The organism is Acinetobacter sp. Tr-809, from assembly GCF_011753255.1.
Taxonomy (GTDB): Bacteria; Pseudomonadota; Gammaproteobacteria; order Pseudomonadales; family Moraxellaceae; genus Acinetobacter.
The window spans coordinates 395,842-414,020 of the sequence record NZ_VWVZ01000004.1; the positions used below are offsets into that span (position 1 = coordinate 395,842).

Here is an 18,179-nt window from a genome sequence, read left to right on the forward strand (position 1 = left end):
TGTGGAAAGCCGTGATGAAATTTAAATTAACCCTTGCCGCTCTAATTATTGCTCCAATCATGCTGACTGCATGTGCAAAGAAAGAAGAAGCGAAAAATGCTGAACAGCAAGATCAAGCAGCTTCTGCTGTATCAACACAGACATCCCCAGAGCAACAAGCTGCAATTGATGCGATTGATAAACCGAATTTAGATGAAAATAATACAGATGTTGCTGAACACAGTGCAGCATCTGAAGTCGCTGCGAGCGAAGCGCACTAAGTGATTGAGAAAATAAAAGCCGATGTTAAAACATCGGCTTTTTTGTATTTATGAATTAGCTTTGCAGTAGAAGGTAAGCGTGGTCTGATAATCGTCATCACGTGCAAGAGAAGCATTTTTACCTGTAATTGTTCCGATTACACCAGCGGCAGCTTCGACCATTTTGCCTGTTTGTTCATCGACAACACCTTTTAGTACACCTTGGTATGCGGTTTTTTCGTCAACAACAACTGGGGCTGTATTACGAGTACAAGTTTTTTGAGCGGCAGTTACAGCATTGTTTTTTGCAATCAGGTTAGTTTTACCAATGCCTGTTACTTCGTATTGATTATTTTCTTTTTGAATTGCCAAAGTATTGGTTGGTGTCGATGCACATGCAGTTAGACCGAGTGCTAAACCACCAACTAAACTCATGATTAACGTTTTTTTCATTGCTTGTTCTCAAGTTACAGCTTAATTGTATTATTTGAACATAGAATTTCTGATTGCTTTTGCAGGTTCTGTACAGTTTATGCAGGGACTCTGTTAATTTTCTCAAATGAATGATGAGTTTAGCGATGATGATATTGGTTATTTACTCACGAAATTCAATGTGGATGTATGTGACAAGCATGAATTAAGCATAGTGGAAATCATGCAGATTATGCTAATCTAGCGCCATCCTTGTGTTAGTTAGATTCATTTCAATGACGGACTCAAATATAGAGACAATTCATCAAAATATTCATCAACGTCAATCTATTGGGCAACTGATTGAGCCTGCACCAAATACAGAACAACTCGAAAAAGCAGTGCAAGCAGCACTTACTGCACCTGATCACCATCGTTTAAAACCAACTCGTTTTGTGATTGTGACCCCTGAACTACGTGCGGCATTCGGTGAGAATTTAGCAAAAGCTTTAGCCGATTTAGGTGAAACTGATTCTGCACAACTTGATCGAGTGAAACAGCATCCGTTTCGTGCGCCTTTGTTGGTTTTAGCCTTAACCACGATTCAAGATCATCCTAAAGTTCCGCACTTTGAACAGATTTTAAGTACAGGTGCTGCGATTCAAAACTTCTTGTTGTCATTACAAGCGCAAGGCTTTGCAACCATGTGGCGTTCTGGGGTAGTGGTTGAGTCGAATTGGTTGAAACAGCAATTAGGGTTAAAACAACAAGATCTCATTTCTGGAATTATTTATATCGGAACAGCAGCGAAAGCGATTGCGCCAAGAGCAGAAATAGACAGTCAAGATTTTGTAAAAGTATGGCAAGTAACCTAAGCTTTGTTTTGCATGATTAAAGAAAGAAATTCGTTTCAGGATAAAAAATGACAGAGTTAAATTTTAGTGATTTAGTTGAGCCAGTTGCCGTAGATCAGAAAACAGCATTAAGAATTACGGTCTTGGGCGGTGGTAGTTTTGGCACAGCGATGGCAAATTTAGCCACTAGAAATGGTTGCGATACCATGATTTGGATTCGTGATGCTGCTGTTGCTGAAGAAATTAATCAAACGCATATCAATAAACGCTATTTACCTGATTATCCATTGGAACCTGCTTTGCGTGCAGTGGCTGATCTAGAGCTTGCTGTACGGGATCGTGACATTATTTTGGTGGCTATTCCAAGTCATTCATTCCGTGACGTACTCAAACAGATTGCGCCGTTTATTACTTCTCAGGCTGTGGTTTCATTGACCAAAGGCATTGAAGCAAAAACCTTTAGTTTTATGAGCGATATTATTCGCACAGAATTGCCAGAAGTACCGTATGGTGTTCTATCTGGCCCAAATCTTGCCAAAGAAATCATGGCGGGTATGCCATCTGGGACTGTAATTGCCAGTGAGTCAGAGTTGGTTCGTTATGCGGTGCAACACGCTTTACATAGTGCTTTATTCCGCGTGTTTGGCAGTGATGATGTACATGGTGTTGAACTGGGTGGTGCGTTAAAAAATATTTATGCAGTTGCGATGGGTATGGGTGGGGCTTATAAGATTGGTGAAAATACCAAAAGTATGATTCTCACTCGTGCATTGGCAGAGATGAGCCGTTTTGCGGTGAAGCAGGGTGCAAATCCATTAACCTTTTTGGGATTGTCAGGTGTTGGAGATTTATTCGCCACCTGTAACAGTCCATTAAGTCGTAACTATCAAATTGGTTTCGCATTAGGTTCTGGGAAAACATTAGATCAAGCGACCAAGGAACTGGGTCAGACTGCGGAGGGGATTAATACCATTGTTCAGGTGCGAACCAAAGCAGAAGAGTTGGATGTATATATGCCAATTACTAACGCACTATATGAAGTGATTTTTGAAGGTGCACCACCAATGACCATTGCGTTGTCTTTGATGAAGAATGGTCATCGTAGTGATGTGGAATTTGTTTTACCTCATCATGAAGTCTAATCAAAAAACTGTCATCTATTCGCGTTATGATGCAGCTATAAAAAATAAGGTCGTTTTATGCAGTTAACTTTAGTTCGTCACGGTGAAGCATCTCCAGCCATCAATGGAAATGATATTCAACGCCCACTCACAACACGTGGGCATCAACAAGCTGAACAAACAGGACATTTCTTAAAAGATGTGATTCAGCCTGAAATTTTTGTGGTGAGTCCTTTATTACGTGCTCAAGAAACTTTAGCCCATATCAAGGCGCATTTTCACGGCATTCCTGTGTTAATTTGCGATAAGATTAAACCAGATGATGATGCCAAGGATGCGATTGAGTGGTTATCCAAATTACCGTATGAGTCGATAGCAGTGGTGTGTCATATGAATGTGGTGGCACATATTGAAGAACAATTGACACATGAAGGCTTTAATCCATTTGCATTGGCAGAAGCACGTATTTATGATCAAGCTGTGATCGCGAATGGTTTGTCGACACAAAAGAATCGTTTTACACCAACATTATAATTTTTATATATCCGCAATAGGATAAGGGTACTGAACACCGATGCTGTATTTATGGATGCCCGAAACCAATGGAACATGGTATTGGTCGGCAGGGGAAAATTGGTTGCAGGCACAGAGTCTTGAACAGTTGATTCAGGACTTGCAAGAGCATCATGGAAAAGAGGCTGTGGTTTATTTTCCAAGTCGAAATGCGCAATTATTACAACAGCCAATGACCAAAGCACATTACAAACAATTGGGGCAAGAGGGTGTTAAATACCTCTTGGAAGAGTTTGTGACCTTGCCAATCGATCAAATGAAAGTGGTTCATCACTTTCACAACGATCAGCTCAATATCTTAGGTGTCGCGCAATATTCAATTGAAACATGGCAACATGCGCTGAGTCTTTTACCGATCCAGATAGCAGCATTTTTACCAGACTTTTTGATTTTACCTGAACCAGAACCGAATCAAGTGGTGTTGCTCAACCTGTATGATCATTTATTGGTGAGAGAAAATGCATGGACAGGTAACTCTGTTGATGATTTGGGACTGTTTTTGGAGTTTCAGACGGCAGAAACACAGTATAAATTTGCCAATCTGAATGCCGACCAATTGGATAGCCTCGCGACTGCATCAAGTAAAGATCAGCGGACTGAATTTGGTTATCAATTTGAACAATTATTAAGACCCAAACAACATCCATTTAATGTTTTGCCAAAATCAAAAAATGCAGAAGTACAGTGGTCTGGTTATTGGAAAGCGGCAGCAGCAGTATTATTGGCAGTAATTATCGTGCAACTTGGTTATGATGCTTTGCGCTGGGCAAAGCTGAAAAAAGTTGCTGATCAAACTGCGAGTCAAGCGATTGATCAGTATAAATCTTGGTTTGGTGAAGGTGGGCGAGTGACTGAGCAAAATCTTAAAAGCTCATTTGAAGGTCAATTGCGTATGAGTCAACTTGGCGATACACAAGCACTTTCATTATTAAGTCGCGTTGGACCAATTTTGATGCAAAAACAAATTGTTGCCCAACAAGTGAGTTATGATGCCTCTACTTTGGCAATGTCTCTCAAAGCAAAATCTGCCGATGATTTACAAGGCTTAGCACAACAATTAAATCAACAAGGTTTTCAAGCAGAGTTAGGCAATGTGCAAGCCGATAGTGTTGGAGCAATTGGGGTGGTGAAAATAAAATAATGAAAGCATTAACTCAATTACAAAACAGCTTTGATCAAAAAATTGAAGCAGTTAATGAATATCTACAAAGTTTGTCTGTGCGTGAACGTGTAATGGTGATTTTTACGACCATTTTTGTGATTGTGACTGTCATTGGATTTTCTTTGTGGAAAATGCACACCTTGGCAGAGCAGCAACAAAAGCGTTTAAATGATTTGAAAGATCTCACGGTATGGATGCAGAGCAATGCTGCAACGATGAAGCCAGCTAATGATCCTGGCTTAACTGCAGCAGATAAAATCCAACGTACAGCTCAGCAACAAGGCTTGGCAGTTTCTTCACAGCAAAATGGAGAACAGATTCAGCTGGTGGCCGAACATCAGAATTATGCTGTACTGGCTAACTTTTTGATGCAGTTGTCTCAAATGGGTCTCAGCATCCAAAAAATGGATATGGTTTCAAATAATAATCAGATTAAATTAACCGCAACAGTACAATAAGCGCTAAAAATAACCCTATGTCAGGCATGGTGTTTTGTTAAGCCTATGCCTATAATACGGCTACTTGAAAATCAGTAGACTGTGATTGGTATGTTATATTCATTGGCTCGCCCTTTGTTGTTTACTTTAGCGCCAGAGCGTGCACATGAACTTACGCTCTCTATGCTAGATAAAGCCCACAAAATTGGCTTTATGCATCAGAAAGTTGCAGCAAAACCTGTGACATGTATGGGAATTGAATTTCCAAATCCCGTGGGTCTTGCCGCTGGTTTAGATAAAAATGGTGCGCATATTGATGCTTTAGCTGCACTGGGCTTCGGTTTTATCGAAATTGGAACCATTACACCACGACCACAAGCTGGTAATCCTCTACCACGTTTATTCCGTATTCCTCAGGCAAAAGCGATTATTAACCGCATGGGGTTTAATAATGATGGCGTGGATAAACTGATTGAAAATGTAAAAGCTGCAAAGTTTAAGGGTGTTTTGGGAATCAATATCGGCAAAAATGCAGATACGCCTGTTGAAGATGCAGTATCTGATTATCTGATTTGCCTAGAAAAAGTTTATAATTACGCTTCTTATATTACTGTTAATATTTCATCGCCAAATACCAAAAATTTACGTAGTTTACAAAGTGGTGATGCGCTTACCGAATTATTGCAAACCTTAAAAGATCGTCAACTTGAATTGGCAGATCAATATAATCATTATGTTCCTCTGGTTCTTAAAGTTGCACCAGATTTAACCCCAGAAGATATTCAATTTATTGCTGCACAATTATTACAATTCAAAATTGATGGTTTGATCGTGACCAATACCACGCTTGGGCGTGAAGGTGTTGAAAACTTGCCAAATGGAAATGAGGCAGGTGGCTTGTCAGGTGCGCCCGTATTTGAAAAGAGTACCGAATGTCTACGCCAATTTTCCAAAGTGTTGGCGGGTCAAATTCCATTGATTGGTGTTGGCGGTATTTTGTCTGGCGAACAAGCAGTTGCCAAACAGCAAGCTGGAGCGAGCTTGGTACAAGTTTATAGTGGGCTTGTTTATACCGGTCCAACACTTGTGAAAGATTGTGTTAATGCGATGACTGTGTGAAATGAACACACTTGATATCATCATTCTGGTCATTTTGCTCATTGGAGGGCTGAACGGTTTGCGACAAGGATTTATCAAAGCCTTTGCGAACTTGATCGGATGGATATTCGCATTGATCGTTGGGGCAAAATATGCGGTAATCTTGGCACCTGCGATGAGTAGTCTAAGCCACGATCCTGTCGTGCAAAAAATTGCAGCTTTTGCTTTTATCGTATTGATCATAGTGGTGTGTACGTGGATAGTGTCTGCATTACTGAATGGGCTCTTGAAAAGTTTGAAATTGGGCCCATTAAATCGTTTAGCGGGTGGTGCATTTGGTTCTTTGAAAGGACTCTTAATTGTACTGATTGCTATGCAAGGTTTAGGACCTTGGGTTGAGAGTTCACCGCACTGGAAACAGTCGAAATTCGTACAAATTTTATTACCTTACGCACCTTTGGCTACTGAATTATCCAAGGATGCGGCAAATCAAGCTTTACATCAAATGACATCTGAAGGTGCGTTATTACATCGCCCTTCATCAGAAATGGACGAATCAGAACGTGCTTCAGTGAATGAGCGTTCTGATCATTCGACGAAAAATCCTTTTTATTAATCGCTAGCTTGTCGCGAGGTTGCTATGTGTGGAGTTGTTGGGATAGCCGGTAAATCACCAGTGAACCAAATGTTATTTGATGCCTTAACGATGCTGCAACATCGAGGACAAGATGCTGCAGGAATCGTAACCTGCCATCAAGGGCGTTTATTCCTCCGCAAAGATAACGGTATGGTACGCGATGTGTTCCATACGCGTCACATGCGTGCATTGCTTGGGAACTACGGGATTGGACATGTTCGCTACCCAACTGCAGGTTCATCAAGCAGTGCTGAAGCGCAACCGTTTTATGTGAACTCACCGTATGGTATTACCCTTGCTCACAATGGTAACTTGACCAACGCTGCTGAAATTCATGATGACCTGTTCAAGACAGATTTACGTCACATGAATACTGATTCTGATTCTGAAGTTTTGCTCAACGTATTTGCGCATGAGTTACAAAAGATCGGTACTTTAAATCCAACCGCAGATGATATTTTCCACACCGTATCTCGTGTACATGAGCGTTGCAAAGGTGCTTATGGCGTTGTGGCAATGATCACAGGCCATGGTTTGGTTGGTTTCCGTGATCCAAATGGTATTCGTCCTTTGGTTTATGGTTCTCGCGAAACAGAACAGGGTGTTGAATATATCATTGCTTCTGAATCCGTGGCGATTACGGCACTTGGTTTTAAAGTTGAACGTGATATTGCACCAGGTGAAGCAATTTTTATTGATGCCAATGGTCAATTGTTTACGAAGCAATGCGCGGCCAATCCTGAATATCGTCCATGTATTTTCGAATATGTTTACTTTGCGCGTCCAGATGCAACAATCGATGGGATTTCAGTGTACAAAGCTCGTTTAAAAATGGGTGAGAAGCTGGCTTATAAGATTTTGAAAGAATGGGGTGAGCAGCACGATATTGATGTGGTGATCCCAATTCCAGATACCAGTCGTACTTCTGCATTAGAACTGGCAAATATTTTAGGTGTGAAATTCCGTGAAGGTTTTATGAAAAACCGTTATATCGGACGTACCTTTATTATGCCAGGTCAGCAGCAACGTAAAAAATCAGTACGTCAAAAGTTAAACCCTGTTGAACTTGAGTTCAAAGATAAGAACGTTCTGTTAGTAGATGACTCAATTGTTCGCGGTACTACCTGTAATGAAATCATTCAGATGGCACGTGATTCAGGCGCGAAAAAAGTATTCTTCGCTTCTGCTGCACCAATGGTGAAATATCCAAATGTGTATGGTATTGATATGCCAGCCAAGGCAGAGTTGATTGCATCAGGTCGTACAGTCGAAGAAATCCGTGAAAATATTGGTGCAGACCGTTTAATTTTCCAAGATTTGGAAGATTTGAAAAATGCAGTGCGTACCAGCAAAGTTCCAGATTTAACTGAGTTTGATTGTTCTGTGTTTGATGGCGTTTATGTCGCTGGTGGTATTGATAAGGCATATCTTGATGCACTTGAGCAAAAACGTAGTGACGCTGCAAAAAGTAAATCAGATGGCTATATCGATGTAAATATTGATGCAGCATCAGTTGATTTAACTGGGATTAAAGAAGAGTAATCTCATCTTAATCTATAGAAAAGCGGGAATTTCCCGCTTTTTTATTTTATGATAGTGGGTACGGAAACCCTAACTGAAACAATGTAATCAGGAAAACTTACATTGAAAGAAATGAGCCATTATTTAATTGAAAATAAGAATATTGCATGGTCAGTCAGTTTCTGTCTTCTTGCAATGTTACTGACGGTCTTTATTCTCAATTTAATTTTGGGTTTGGTCGTTCATTTCTTTGATTATACCCAGCCGATTTGGTGGCATGTTCTTAGCCCATACTTTATCTGCTTACTTATTTTAGTCTTGTTTTGGTCGGTAGGTGCTGAACTTTATGTGCTGCGCGAAGGTGGTCACTCGCTGGCAAAACAGCTCAAAGCGCGTCGTTTGGTTTTTGATGAAAGTACACCAGAAGAAAGTACGGCATTAAAGGTCGTTGAGCAGGTCGCAAAAAGTTTTGATATCGATACGCCAGCCGTTTATGTGCTCCCCGATGAAGTTGGGGTGAATGCTTTAACCGCAGGGTTTAGATCGCAGGATATCGTGATCATTTTGACTTGGGGGGCATTACAAAATCTGGATGAACTTGAACTTTATGGTTTACTCAGTTACGAATTTAATCAGATTTTATCTGGCGAAGCGGTTGAAAATACCAAGCTAAAAATTCTGTATAGCGGTTTAACTACTTTTAGCCAGTGGGGGAGTAAGCTGGCTCAGGCGGGTTATAATCCTTATGCAACGACTTATCGAAATAAGTTTGAAACTATTTTCGTTGCGATTGGTGGGGTCATTTGGCTGATCGGTAGCCTCGGTATCTTAATTACCCGTTGTATTAAATATTTGACATTGAGTGGTCGTACTTTCCGTAATGATCTCAAGACCATGCGCTTGATGAACAATAATGCCAATATTCAGACCTTGTTGCGGATTTACGTGCATCACTCTGGTTCGCAGATTCATAGTGCCTATTCTGAGTCGATTTCGCATATGTGTTTTGCTAACTCGCTGAGCCCTCAGAGTTGGATGAATATCCATCCAAGCATTAAAGAACGAATTTATGAATTAAATCCAACTTTGTTGCAAGATCTACAATTAGAAAATTTAAGAAAGCTGCGTAATCGTCCCTTGTTCAGCTTGTTCCGTTCTTTAGAAGAAGAAAGTGCAGAGCTAACCATGCCGTGGAGTTCTCCACAGCCATTGCCTTTATTGCGTTTATCACCAATTAGTTTTGCACTGAATGATGCAATCAAACCACTTAATCCAGAAGTGCGTAAGAATAAGAAACGTCCAGAATTAATTCAACGGGCAATGCAGACTGCGACAGGTTCACGTGAGGTGATGGTCGCGATTTTGATGATTCGTCAGTACCGTGAATTTATCCCACAAGAAGCGCCAGTAAGCCATGCGATTGTCGATGCTTTATTGAATTTGGATGGACGTATTCATGTGCAGATTTTCCATGATGCCTGTAAAAATATTGGGCATATGCCAACCAGTATTGCACGTCAATTTTTAACCAAGCTGGCATGTATTATTCAAGAAGACGGTGAAGTCGGTTTGCTTGATGCATTGCTATTGGAGCGTGTGAAACATGAGCTCAATTTAATGCCTGCACATTTGCCTGCGGCTTTTGAAGATGTGAAATCACAGATTGTACATTTGATTGATGCCTTACTACATGTACAGCAGATCAATAGCCCAAATCAGCTTGAAGTACGTGAGCGCATTTTACAAATGTTGTTGACTGAAGATGAAATGCAAATTTATGCCGATATTTCAGATGAGCCACTGGATTTAGCGGAAATCTTAAATGATGTCTCAGGTTTGTTGCTACGTGATCGCCTTAATATTTTGTCGATTGCAGAAAGATGTTTGTGGAATGATCGTATCATTACCCAAGATGAATTAGATGTTCTTGGGCTTTTATACTGGCGTTTGGGCTTTGATACACATGAAGTAATTGAACAGATGCAAAAGAAAAATAGTCTGATGATTATTTAATACAAATTCAGGAATTTTGTCCGAATCTTTTTTGCTAAACCGTTACGTGACAATCACATAAAGTGCTTACATTTCAGGGTAAGCTTGCCATTTATTTTTATTCTTGTATTACGTGCTTTTGAGTAAGTTATGGAACATATTGAAATTTTAAAAGCCTTATTTTTAGGCTTTATTGAGGGTCTTACCGAATTCCTACCCATTTCAAGTACAGGTCATTTGATTTTATTTGGTCATATGATCGACTTTCACTCTGATGATGGTCGTGTTTTTGAAGTTGTGATTCAGCTCGGTGCGATTTTGGCTGTGTGTTGGTTATATCGTCAAAAGATTTTTGACTTGGTCAAAGGTTTCTTTAGTGGTGATGCGGAAGCACGGCACTTTGCTTTTAGTGTCTTACTCGCTTTTATCCCAGCAGTGGTTATTGGTATTTTCGCGGTTGATTTCATTAAGAGCGTCTTGTTTAGCCCGCTAGTGGTTGCGGTTGCCTTAATTGTTGGTGGTCTGATTATCTTCTGGGTTGAGTCAAAGAACTTTGATCATAAAACGACAGATGCGACCAAGATTACCTATAAACAAGCATTCTTGGTGGGTTGCGCACAGTGTGTCGCCATGATTCCTGGGACATCACGTTCAGGTGCGACGATTGTGGGCGGGATGTTTGCAGGTTTGTCTCGTAAGGCTGCTACAGAGTTTTCCTTCTTCTTGGCAATGCCAACCATGTTAGGAGCTGCTGTATTTGATTTAGCACGTAATGCAGATGTGTTAACGCAAGATAATATGCTGAATATTGCTGTTGGCTTTGTAGCCGCTTTTATTTCTGCTTTATTGGTTGTGAGTGCATTGGTTAAGTTTGTGGAACGTCATACCTTACGCGTATTTGCTTGGTACCGTATTGTGCTAGGTATTATTCTATTATTTGTCTTCCTATAAAAAATAAAAAACATCTCCCTTTTGGCAACTGCGAAAAGGGAGATTCTCAGTTAAAATTCCTCTTCTTTAATTTAAATCCTTCAGATCTGGTTTAATAGCACAATGACAATAGCGAAAATGAATGCTCGAGACTTAATTATTGATTTGCTATTAGGACTTCAAGGTCGAGCGATTTCAATTAAACAAATCATTATTGCAGCTCGGCTTTTTGAGATTAGTGAAAATAGCATTCGTGTTGCTGTGACGCGTTTATCCAGTGATGGCGTGATCGAAGCGATTGAGCGTGGCGTGTACCAATTTAGTGTCCAATCGCACGAATGGGCAAATGTCATGCTGAATCGTAAGCATGGCATTAAACAAACCAAAGTATGGAATCAGCAATATCTGGCGGTTTTTACTGGTGAACTTGGGCGAGTTGATCGTACTGCTTTGAATCGTCGTGAAAGAGCCTTGAAACATTTTGGCTTTAAAGAATTAGAACAGGGGATCTATATTCGCCCAGATAATTTAGTGATAGGTTTTGATCAATTGATTACGGAATTAAAAGCTTCGGGTTTAGAAAATAATGCAAAAATCTGCCAAATTAGCCATTTTGATGCCAAAACTTTGACTGCGATTGCCGAGCTTTGGTCTACACAAACACTTAATCAGAATTACCAAAAATATAGCCAAATGATTCAACAATGGTTATCCACCGCAGCTCAATTAAGTTTAGAGGATGCTGCTCGTGAGTCGCTACTATTAGGTCGTCAAACAATTTCCTTATTGATGAATGACCCATTATTGCCTGAGAGTTTTGTAGATGTGCAACTGCGCGAGCAGTTTGCTGAGAGTGTGCAGCAATTAGATCAGACGGGCTTAGAGTCTTGGCGTAAATTCTATGAAGGGCAAATCGACTAAAAAATAATTACAAATATTACATTAAATTTAATTTTAATAGATTGACAGAAATATTACTTAATTTAAAATAAAAATATAGATTGTGTAGTTTTATAAGAATAGAGCACATACAGGATAGGGATATGAATACACGTGTTGCAATTAGTGAGCTATTCACGCGAGAAGAAATTACTGAACTTACTGAAAAATCAGACTTGCATGGCAGTTGGGCTGTGCTTTCGACTTGGGCTGTGATTGGTGGAACATTTGCTGCAGTTGCCAGTACATGGGAATATTTGCCTAGCTGGGGGAAATTACTTATGTGTATTGCGGCATTGGTGATCTTGGCAGGCCGACAATTAGCACTTGCGATTATCATGCATGATGCCTCCCATCAAAGTTTATTTAAAACCAAATGGTTGAATGATACGTTGACAGACTGGTTATGCGCGCGCCCGATTTGGAATGATCTACATAAATATCGTGCCCATCATATGCGCCACCACAGTAAAACTTCAATGCCAGCTGATCCAGACTTATCACTTGTAACAGGCTTTCCAACCACTAAAAAATCATTGCTGCGTAAGTTTGTACGTGATCTTTCGGGTGTAACTGGATTCAAGTTTGCAGTCGGTCGAGTGTTGATGGATATTGGAAAAATGGAGTGGACGGTATCAAATGATCGTCGCTGGATTTCTCAGGAAGGCAAACACTGGAGCGATTATCCAAAAACCTTCCTTAAAAATAGTGGCGGTGCGATTGCAACCAATGCGGCCTTATTTTCAGCATTGTGGGCAGCGGGGCATCCTAAACTTTATGCATTGTGGGTCGTGGCATATTTAACGCCATTTCCTTTATTCCTCAGAGTTCGTTCAATGGCAGAACATGCAGGAATGGAGACCAGCCATAGTGCCTTAACCAATACGCGTACGACTAAAGCAGGCTACCTTGCGCGAGCTTTGGTTGCACCGATCAATGTTAACTATCATAAAGAGCATCATTTGATGGCTGCTGTACCTTATTTTAAATTACCAAGAATGCATCAGATGCTACGTGAACGTGGACATGTTGCTGAACCACCGACGTATTGGCAAGTGTTGAATGAGCTGTCGGACAAAGCAGATTAAGCAATAGATTTTGGCTTTCTGTTTTGAATTAGAGCCATTACAACATCAATAATTGGAGAGATCATGGCTGCAACCAAAGAAGAAATCATGGGATTTCTGGCGCAAGAGTTTCCTCAGGCACTCAAGAAGAGTGTGATTGAAGACATTACTCCCAGAGGAGCACAACTGCTATATCAAGTGGATGCAGGGGATCTCAGACCAGGTCAAACAGTTTCTGGCCCAACTTTAATGCTGATTGCTGATTATGTGCTATACATTGCTATTATGGGACATTTGGGGTTAGTCGCGATGGCTGTAACCACCAATATGACGATTAATTTTTTCCGTAAACCAAATGGCAATCGTGATATTCGGGCTGTGTGTAAGCTGATTAAAGTCGGTAAAACATTAGTTACTGGCGAGGTATGGTTATATTCGCTTGACGATGAAGAGCCTGTTGCGCATGTAATTGGGACCTATGCACTTCCACCAAGTCAGTCAGCGAAGTTAGGCGGATAAAAGCGAAAAATTTTCTCTAAAACCATTTTCGAAAAATGTTTGATTCAATTGGGTGATTGACTAAAAATACATTAAAAATAGAAATCTCGTCATAGGATCATGTCGCTAAATCAGGTGAGATAAATACATAATAAATCTTATCTGGGAAGAACGAGATGATAATTAAAAATGGTTTTATTGCTTTAGCATTATTTGGATTCGCTGTAACAACACAGGCGAAGCAAACGGTCTGTGTATTTGATCCTGTAGGTAAATCAGGTGATGCTTTTGCATTGGCAAGGGATTATGCACTTGAAGCCAAGAAGTGGGGCGCAGATATAGACCTACGTGCTTATGTCGATGAGCGTGTTGCAGCAGAAGATTTAAAAGTTGGACAATGTGATGGTGCGATTATCAGTGGATTGCGTGGTCGACAATTCAATAAATATGTCGGTTCACTTGATGCTGTTGGCGCTTTAACTGATTTGAAAACGGCAATTCTCGCTTATCAATTGCTCTCTAAGCCTCAAGCTGCAAAAAGTATGATCAATGGCCCTTATGAAATTGCGGGTCTTGGAACCATTGGTCCAGCTTATCTATTTGTTACTGATCGCAGTATTAATACTTTGGCGAAAGCAGCAGGTAAGAAAGTCGGTGTATTTGCTTATGATGAAGCTCAACCAAGACTAGTTGCGCAAATAGGCGCACAAGCCGTTTCGGTTGATGTGACCAATGCAGGCGCGAAATTTAACAACCATCAAATTGATATCGTACCTGCCCCCATTGTTGCCTATAAGCCTTTTGAACTTTATAAGGGGCTTGGAGATAAAGGTGGTATTGTTAAATTTCCCCTGACCCAGATTTCAGCAAACTTTATTATTCGAAAAGATAAGTTTCCTGAAGGGTTTGGTCAGAAATCTCGTGAATGGGTTGCAGGACAACTTGGTCGGACCTTTAATATTATTTCAAAATACGAAAAAGAAATTCCGGCCAAATACTGGATGATTATCCCGTCTGAAGAACAGGTTAATTATATGAAAATGATGCGTGAGGCACGTATTTCACTGACTAAAGCTGGAATTTACGATCCCAAAATGATGAACTTCTTGAAAAAAGTTCGTTGTAAACAAAATCCGAATAACTTTGAATGTGCTCTCAATGATGAGTAAAGTTTGATTTAACTTATGAACCCTCTTTATTGATTGTAATTTAGAGGGTTTTTAGTTGCTAAAGTGACAATTTATTTTAAAAAACATAACAACATTTAGATATGACAAAGTCAAAGAACATGCTACAACTAAGCTGTTCAAATTTATTTGTGCTCACGATTTTCTACAGATATGACGCTACCGCTCGACTTAACACCCTTATCGCAAATTGAGTCAAATCAAGAACATATTTTAGCGATTAAGCGTAATGATTTATTACCTTTGTTGAACGATCCGCATCGTTTAAGTCATTACGCAGACCATTTGGTTCAGGCACAAGGTGTTTTACTGAATGGTGTTGATCCTAAGTTGAATCAGCAACTCAGTGAAGTGATCACTCAGATTATTCAGCAATTGTCTTTATCCAAAAAGTTTTTAGGCACACGTCGTTTTAATGCATTACAAAAGTGGCTGGGCATTGATATTGAATATGATGCAGGGCAAGTCAAATATCTGAAAGATTTAGATCATTTGATCAATGAAGCGAATCATTTGAGTCAACGCTTACAGATAGAGATCCAAAAATCACAATCGCGTTTACAACAGGCATTGGGTTTAAGAGAACAGATGGCTGCATATATTCAGGCAGCTGATCAATTCTTGATGGAATACCCTCAGTTTAGTAAGCAGCAAGTGCTGGATCATTTTGTTGAGCGACTATCAAAAAAAATCAATACTTTACAGACTTTACAGAGCAGTAATGATATTGCAATCAAACAGATGCAACTGTCACAGCATTTATCTTTTAGTCTTTTAGATCGTTTCAAAGAGGCTCAACAGGTATTGATTCCAGCTTGGCAATATCATTTAAAACAAAGCCGTGAATCAAAGTCTAGTGCGACGATTGAGCAGCTAGACAAGAGCCGCGAAGATTTAATCCAAAACTTGAAAAAATCATTACAGAAATAAGAGGGGAATATTATGTCCGATTCAGAATTGATCAAATCATCACATGAAACTGAGTTGAAGCCAGAACAGCGCTTTGAACAATTAAATTTAAAAGAGCTCGGTTTGCAACCGCATGACTATGCTGAAGTGATGGACGCGCATAAAGAACTGGCTGAAATCAGTACCATAGCTGTCGCTGAATACGGTAAAAATATTGCCAATAAGACTTCAACCTATACGGATGAATTATTGAGTTTGGTACAGAATAAGGACTTGGATGCTACAGGGCAAAAACTCAATGAAGTAGTGCAAGTCGCGCAACAGTTAAATACTTCCAGTATTTTGAATAAATCAAAAAGCTCAGGTTTTTTGGGTGGCTTACTGAGTAAGTTTAAGAACGCTAAACAAAATTTCGATCAGCACTTTAATACCACCAAAGAGCAGATTGATGTTCTAGTTAAAGAAATTGAAAGCTCACAATCAGGCTTGAAAGCACGTGTTGGGACATTGGATAAAATGTTTGATGCGGTGCAGGATGAATATAAACAACTGGGGGTTTATATTGCAGCGGGCCAGTTAAAGCAGCAGGATATTCAACAGCAAATCACGACTCTGACAAGTCAGGAACAAGATCAACAAACCACGCAGCAGATTTATGATCTCAATCATGTGGCAAATAATCTTGAAAAAAGAGTCAGTGATCTTCATGTTTTACAACAGTCTGCAATGCAAACACTGCCGATGATTCGGATTATCCAGTCGAATAATTTAATGTTGGTAGATAAGTTTTACGCGATTAAAAACATCACATTACCAGCTTGGAAAAATCAAATTAGTTTGGCAATTTCGTTGCAAGAGCAAAAAAACAGTGTGCAGCTAGCCAAAGCCATTGATGACACCACCAATGAATTATTACGTCGTAATGCTGAGTTATTGCATCAAAACTCTGTTGATACGGCAAAAGCCAATCAACGTTCTGTGATTGATGTTGAGACCCTTGAACATGTACAAAACACCCTCATTAAAACAGTAAATGATGTGATTCAGATTCAGAAAGAAGGGATGCAAAAGCGTGCCGAAGCAACAACGCGGTTACGTGCTTTGCAAGAGAATTTGAATCATTTAGTGTTAGAGAACAGTGGGCAGAATCCACCTAAATCTTGATATTTTTTAGTCGATAAAGGAAAGATCATTGTCACCCATAGACGATTTTAGTGTACAACCCATTGACCAACGTCTAGATGTTTTAAAAAAGCGTCAGCGACATCTGATGATTTGGTTCATATTAACCAGTATCTTGGTCGTTGTCACAATTGCATCTCTGGTTTTGCAAAAAGAATTTATCTATCGTTTCTTTGATCTTTCCATACATCTTCAGACTTTAGATCTGCCTTATCATGTTCAAGATATTATTCCATTTAAACAACCTGCCAATTATTTCTTTAATTTACTGTCATGGTTTGGCTGGTTGTTCCTAAAAGTCTTTGTTTCATTTTTCGGGGCTTTCTTGTTGCTCAGTTGGGTGAAAAAGTTTAAGTTTTTTCAACAACGTTTTCAGGCATGGTCGCAACGTATCTTGGCTTGGGTGATTGCATTTATGTTGCTTTGGTCAGGCTTAAGTTATATCCAATATGATTGGAAAGATGAAACCAAGCAGGCTTATCAGCAGTGGATGAGCTATCAAAGCAATATCAGTGAAAGCCAGATTGCACAAGATTTACAGCAGGCCAATATTTCTTCGACTGAAAAGGCTTACGTATTAGCACAAGTCGCTTTATTGCATCAACCGATTGACCGCAAGACTGCTAATGCTTACGTGAATCAATTGATCAGTGCAGAAAAAACGAATCCAGCCCAATTTAAAAGCTACGATTTTAAGCCAGAGCAATTATGGGTGATGCAGCAGCAACTGTACGGTAAAAGTATCACCTCAATCACGCAGCCTTTAGATGTACGTGCGCAGCAGGCAGAACGTATTTCTCAGATTGTGAATGTGATTTTATGGGGTTTGATCGTATTGGCGGTTACATTAAGCACAATTTTATATGTACTGGCCAAACATCTGAAAAATCGTCGTGTTCGAATTACCCAAAAGCTTGATGTCTTGTAAATCTTTATTCGGTTTATCCGATCAAACCTATAAAAACATACTGTTTTACCTATTCAGTGCTTTTGCGTACTATAGCTTCATTGAATGAATTTAGCTGATTTAAAAGTCTTAGCGTTTGGAGAAATACATGTTAGATCAAAATATTAAAACTCAATTAAAAGCTTATTTAGAACGTTTAGAAAGTCCAATCGAGTTGGTTGCTGCTTTAGATGACTCAGATAAAGCTGCAAAAATCAAAGAACTCGTGACTGAAATTGCTGAACTTTCTGACCAAGTTACGGCGCGTTTTGACGGTTCAAACGCTCGCCGTCCTAGTTTCGGTGTGGCTAAAGCAGGTGAACAACCACGTGTGTTCTTTGCTGGCTTACCGATGGGACATGAGTTTACTTCTTTGATCTTGGCATTATTACAAGTGTCTGGTTATGCACCTAAAGTATCTGATGAAGTACTCACTCAGATCAAAGGCTTAAACTTAAGCGCGAACTTTGATGTGT

Annotated in this window: 19 protein-coding genes and 1 pseudogene; 19 read left to right on the forward strand and 1 reads right to left on the reverse strand. The window is 39.8% G+C overall.

Going from position 1 to position 18,179, the window contains the following annotated elements; all coding sequences use genetic code 11:
- Positions 1-14 precede the first annotated feature (14 nt).
- The gene (locus F3J02_RS11690) at positions 15-260 is read left to right on the forward strand and encodes a hypothetical protein (protein ID WP_167249478.1); all 246 of its coding nucleotides are present in this window, start codon (positions 15-17) and stop codon (positions 258-260) included.
- Positions 261-308: 48 nt separating this feature from the next.
- On the opposite strand, the gene F3J02_RS11695 is transcribed toward F3J02_RS11690, so the two are convergent.
- Positions 309-692 (reverse strand): hypothetical protein, encoded by a 384-nt coding sequence (locus F3J02_RS11695; protein WP_005189541.1) that lies wholly within the window; start codon positions 690-692, stop codon positions 309-311.
- Positions 693-946: 254 nt separating this feature from the next.
- Here F3J02_RS11695 and F3J02_RS11700 point away from each other — a divergent pair, with 254 nt between their 5' ends.
- The 18 genes and pseudogenes from F3J02_RS11700 to F3J02_RS11785 form a co-directional block, all read left to right on the forward strand.
- Positions 947-1,525 carry a nitroreductase gene (locus F3J02_RS11700; protein WP_167249480.1) on the forward strand — a complete coding sequence of 193 codons (579 nt, stop codon included), beginning with the start codon at positions 947-949 and terminating at the stop codon, positions 1,523-1,525.
- A gap of 47 nt (positions 1,526-1,572) precedes the next feature.
- Positions 1,573-2,646 carry an NAD(P)H-dependent glycerol-3-phosphate dehydrogenase gene (locus tag F3J02_RS11705; RefSeq protein WP_016163357.1) on the forward strand — a complete coding sequence of 358 codons (1,074 nt, stop codon included), beginning with the start codon at positions 1,573-1,575 and terminating at the stop codon, positions 2,644-2,646.
- Between the two features lie 57 nt (positions 2,647-2,703).
- Positions 2,704-3,159, forward strand: coding sequence for a SixA phosphatase family protein (locus F3J02_RS11710; protein ID WP_016163358.1), 456 nt, complete (start codon positions 2,704-2,706; stop codon positions 3,157-3,159).
- Between the two features lie 40 nt (positions 3,160-3,199).
- Complete coding sequence (gene gspL / locus F3J02_RS11715; protein WP_167249482.1) at positions 3,200-4,339, forward strand: type II secretion system protein GspL; 1,140 nt, start codon at positions 3,200-3,202, stop codon at positions 4,337-4,339.
- The gene (gene gspM, locus F3J02_RS11720) at positions 4,339-4,818 is read left to right on the forward strand and encodes a type II secretion system protein GspM (RefSeq protein WP_167249484.1); all 480 of its coding nucleotides are present in this window, start codon (positions 4,339-4,341) and stop codon (positions 4,816-4,818) included. Before gspL ends, gspM begins: the two co-directional genes overlap by 1 nt.
- 90 nt (positions 4,819-4,908) lie before the next feature.
- The gene (locus tag F3J02_RS11725; protein WP_167249537.1) at positions 4,909-5,916 is read left to right on the forward strand and encodes a quinone-dependent dihydroorotate dehydrogenase; all 1,008 of its coding nucleotides are present in this window, start codon (positions 4,909-4,911) and stop codon (positions 5,914-5,916) included.
- A 1-nt stretch (position 5,917) separates the two neighbouring features.
- The gene (locus F3J02_RS11730; RefSeq protein ID WP_167249486.1) at positions 5,918-6,511 is read left to right on the forward strand and encodes a CvpA family protein; all 594 of its coding nucleotides are present in this window, start codon (positions 5,918-5,920) and stop codon (positions 6,509-6,511) included.
- Positions 6,512-6,535: 24 nt separating this feature from the next.
- A complete protein-coding gene (gene purF / locus F3J02_RS11735) occupies positions 6,536-8,074 on the forward strand; it encodes an amidophosphoribosyltransferase (protein ID WP_167249488.1) in 1,539 nt (512 codons plus the stop codon).
- Between the two features lie 102 nt (positions 8,075-8,176).
- Positions 8,177-10,066, forward strand: a complete 1,890-nt coding sequence (locus F3J02_RS11740; RefSeq protein WP_167249490.1) for a M48 family metalloprotease — start codon at positions 8,177-8,179, stop codon at positions 10,064-10,066.
- A 129-nt stretch (positions 10,067-10,195) separates the two neighbouring features.
- Positions 10,196-10,996: an undecaprenyl-diphosphate phosphatase gene (locus F3J02_RS11745; protein ID WP_167249492.1), complete on the forward strand. Its 801-nt coding sequence runs from the start codon at positions 10,196-10,198 to the stop codon at positions 10,994-10,996.
- A gap of 102 nt (positions 10,997-11,098) precedes the next feature.
- The gene (locus F3J02_RS11750; RefSeq protein WP_167249494.1) at positions 11,099-11,896 is read left to right on the forward strand and encodes a PaaX family transcriptional regulator C-terminal domain-containing protein; all 798 of its coding nucleotides are present in this window, start codon (positions 11,099-11,101) and stop codon (positions 11,894-11,896) included.
- Between the two features lie 122 nt (positions 11,897-12,018).
- On the forward strand, positions 12,019-13,002 hold the full coding sequence (locus F3J02_RS11755) for a fatty acid desaturase family protein (protein WP_167249496.1): 984 nt from the start codon (positions 12,019-12,021) through the stop codon (positions 13,000-13,002).
- 63 nt (positions 13,003-13,065) lie between these two features.
- Positions 13,066-13,500 (forward strand): PaaI family thioesterase, encoded by a 435-nt coding sequence (locus F3J02_RS11760; RefSeq protein WP_167249498.1) that lies wholly within the window; start codon positions 13,066-13,068, stop codon positions 13,498-13,500.
- A gap of 155 nt (positions 13,501-13,655) precedes the next feature.
- Complete coding sequence (locus tag F3J02_RS11765; protein WP_167249500.1) at positions 13,656-14,648, forward strand: putative solute-binding protein; 993 nt, start codon at positions 13,656-13,658, stop codon at positions 14,646-14,648.
- A 171-nt stretch (positions 14,649-14,819) separates the two neighbouring features.
- Positions 14,820-15,596 (forward strand): tellurium resistance protein, encoded by a 777-nt coding sequence (locus F3J02_RS11770; RefSeq protein WP_167249502.1) that lies wholly within the window; start codon positions 14,820-14,822, stop codon positions 15,594-15,596.
- Positions 15,597-15,608: 12 nt separating this feature from the next.
- On the forward strand, positions 15,609-16,739 hold the full coding sequence (locus F3J02_RS11775; protein WP_167249504.1) for a toxic anion resistance protein: 1,131 nt from the start codon (positions 15,609-15,611) through the stop codon (positions 16,737-16,739).
- A 28-nt stretch (positions 16,740-16,767) separates the two neighbouring features.
- A complete protein-coding gene (locus F3J02_RS11780) occupies positions 16,768-17,685 on the forward strand; it encodes a hypothetical protein (protein ID WP_167249506.1) in 918 nt (305 codons plus the stop codon).
- Between the two features lie 127 nt (positions 17,686-17,812).
- Positions 17,813-18,179 (forward strand): annotated as a pseudogene (locus F3J02_RS11785) (alkyl hydroperoxide reductase subunit F); the annotation flags it as partial.

Coding starts and splice junctions, on each gene's coding strand:
- F3J02_RS11690 (WP_167249478.1), top strand. CDS start 15: ATGAAATTTAAATTAACCCTTGCCGCTCTAATTATTGCTCCAATCATG.
- F3J02_RS11695 (WP_005189541.1), bottom strand. CDS start 692: ATGAAAAAAACGTTAATCATGAGTTTAGTTGGTGGTTTAGCACTCGGT.
- F3J02_RS11700 (WP_167249480.1), top strand. CDS start 947: ATGACGGACTCAAATATAGAGACAATTCATCAAAATATTCATCAACGT.
- F3J02_RS11705 (WP_016163357.1), top strand. CDS start 1,573: ATGACAGAGTTAAATTTTAGTGATTTAGTTGAGCCAGTTGCCGTAGAT.
- F3J02_RS11710 (WP_016163358.1), top strand. CDS start 2,704: ATGCAGTTAACTTTAGTTCGTCACGGTGAAGCATCTCCAGCCATCAAT.
- gspL (WP_167249482.1), top strand. CDS start 3,200: ATGCTGTATTTATGGATGCCCGAAACCAATGGAACATGGTATTGGTCG.
- gspM (WP_167249484.1), top strand. CDS start 4,339: ATGAAAGCATTAACTCAATTACAAAACAGCTTTGATCAAAAAATTGAA.
- F3J02_RS11725 (WP_167249537.1), top strand. CDS start 4,909: ATGTTATATTCATTGGCTCGCCCTTTGTTGTTTACTTTAGCGCCAGAG.
- F3J02_RS11730 (WP_167249486.1), top strand. CDS start 5,918: ATGAACACACTTGATATCATCATTCTGGTCATTTTGCTCATTGGAGGG.
- purF (WP_167249488.1), top strand. CDS start 6,536: ATGTGTGGAGTTGTTGGGATAGCCGGTAAATCACCAGTGAACCAAATG.
- F3J02_RS11745 (WP_167249492.1), top strand. CDS start 10,196: ATGGAACATATTGAAATTTTAAAAGCCTTATTTTTAGGCTTTATTGAG.
- F3J02_RS11750 (WP_167249494.1), top strand. CDS start 11,099: ATGACAATAGCGAAAATGAATGCTCGAGACTTAATTATTGATTTGCTA.
- F3J02_RS11755 (WP_167249496.1), top strand. CDS start 12,019: ATGAATACACGTGTTGCAATTAGTGAGCTATTCACGCGAGAAGAAATT.
- F3J02_RS11760 (WP_167249498.1), top strand. CDS start 13,066: ATGGCTGCAACCAAAGAAGAAATCATGGGATTTCTGGCGCAAGAGTTT.
- F3J02_RS11765 (WP_167249500.1), top strand. CDS start 13,656: ATGATAATTAAAAATGGTTTTATTGCTTTAGCATTATTTGGATTCGCT.
- F3J02_RS11770 (WP_167249502.1), top strand. CDS start 14,820: ATGACGCTACCGCTCGACTTAACACCCTTATCGCAAATTGAGTCAAAT.
- F3J02_RS11775 (WP_167249504.1), top strand. CDS start 15,609: ATGTCCGATTCAGAATTGATCAAATCATCACATGAAACTGAGTTGAAG.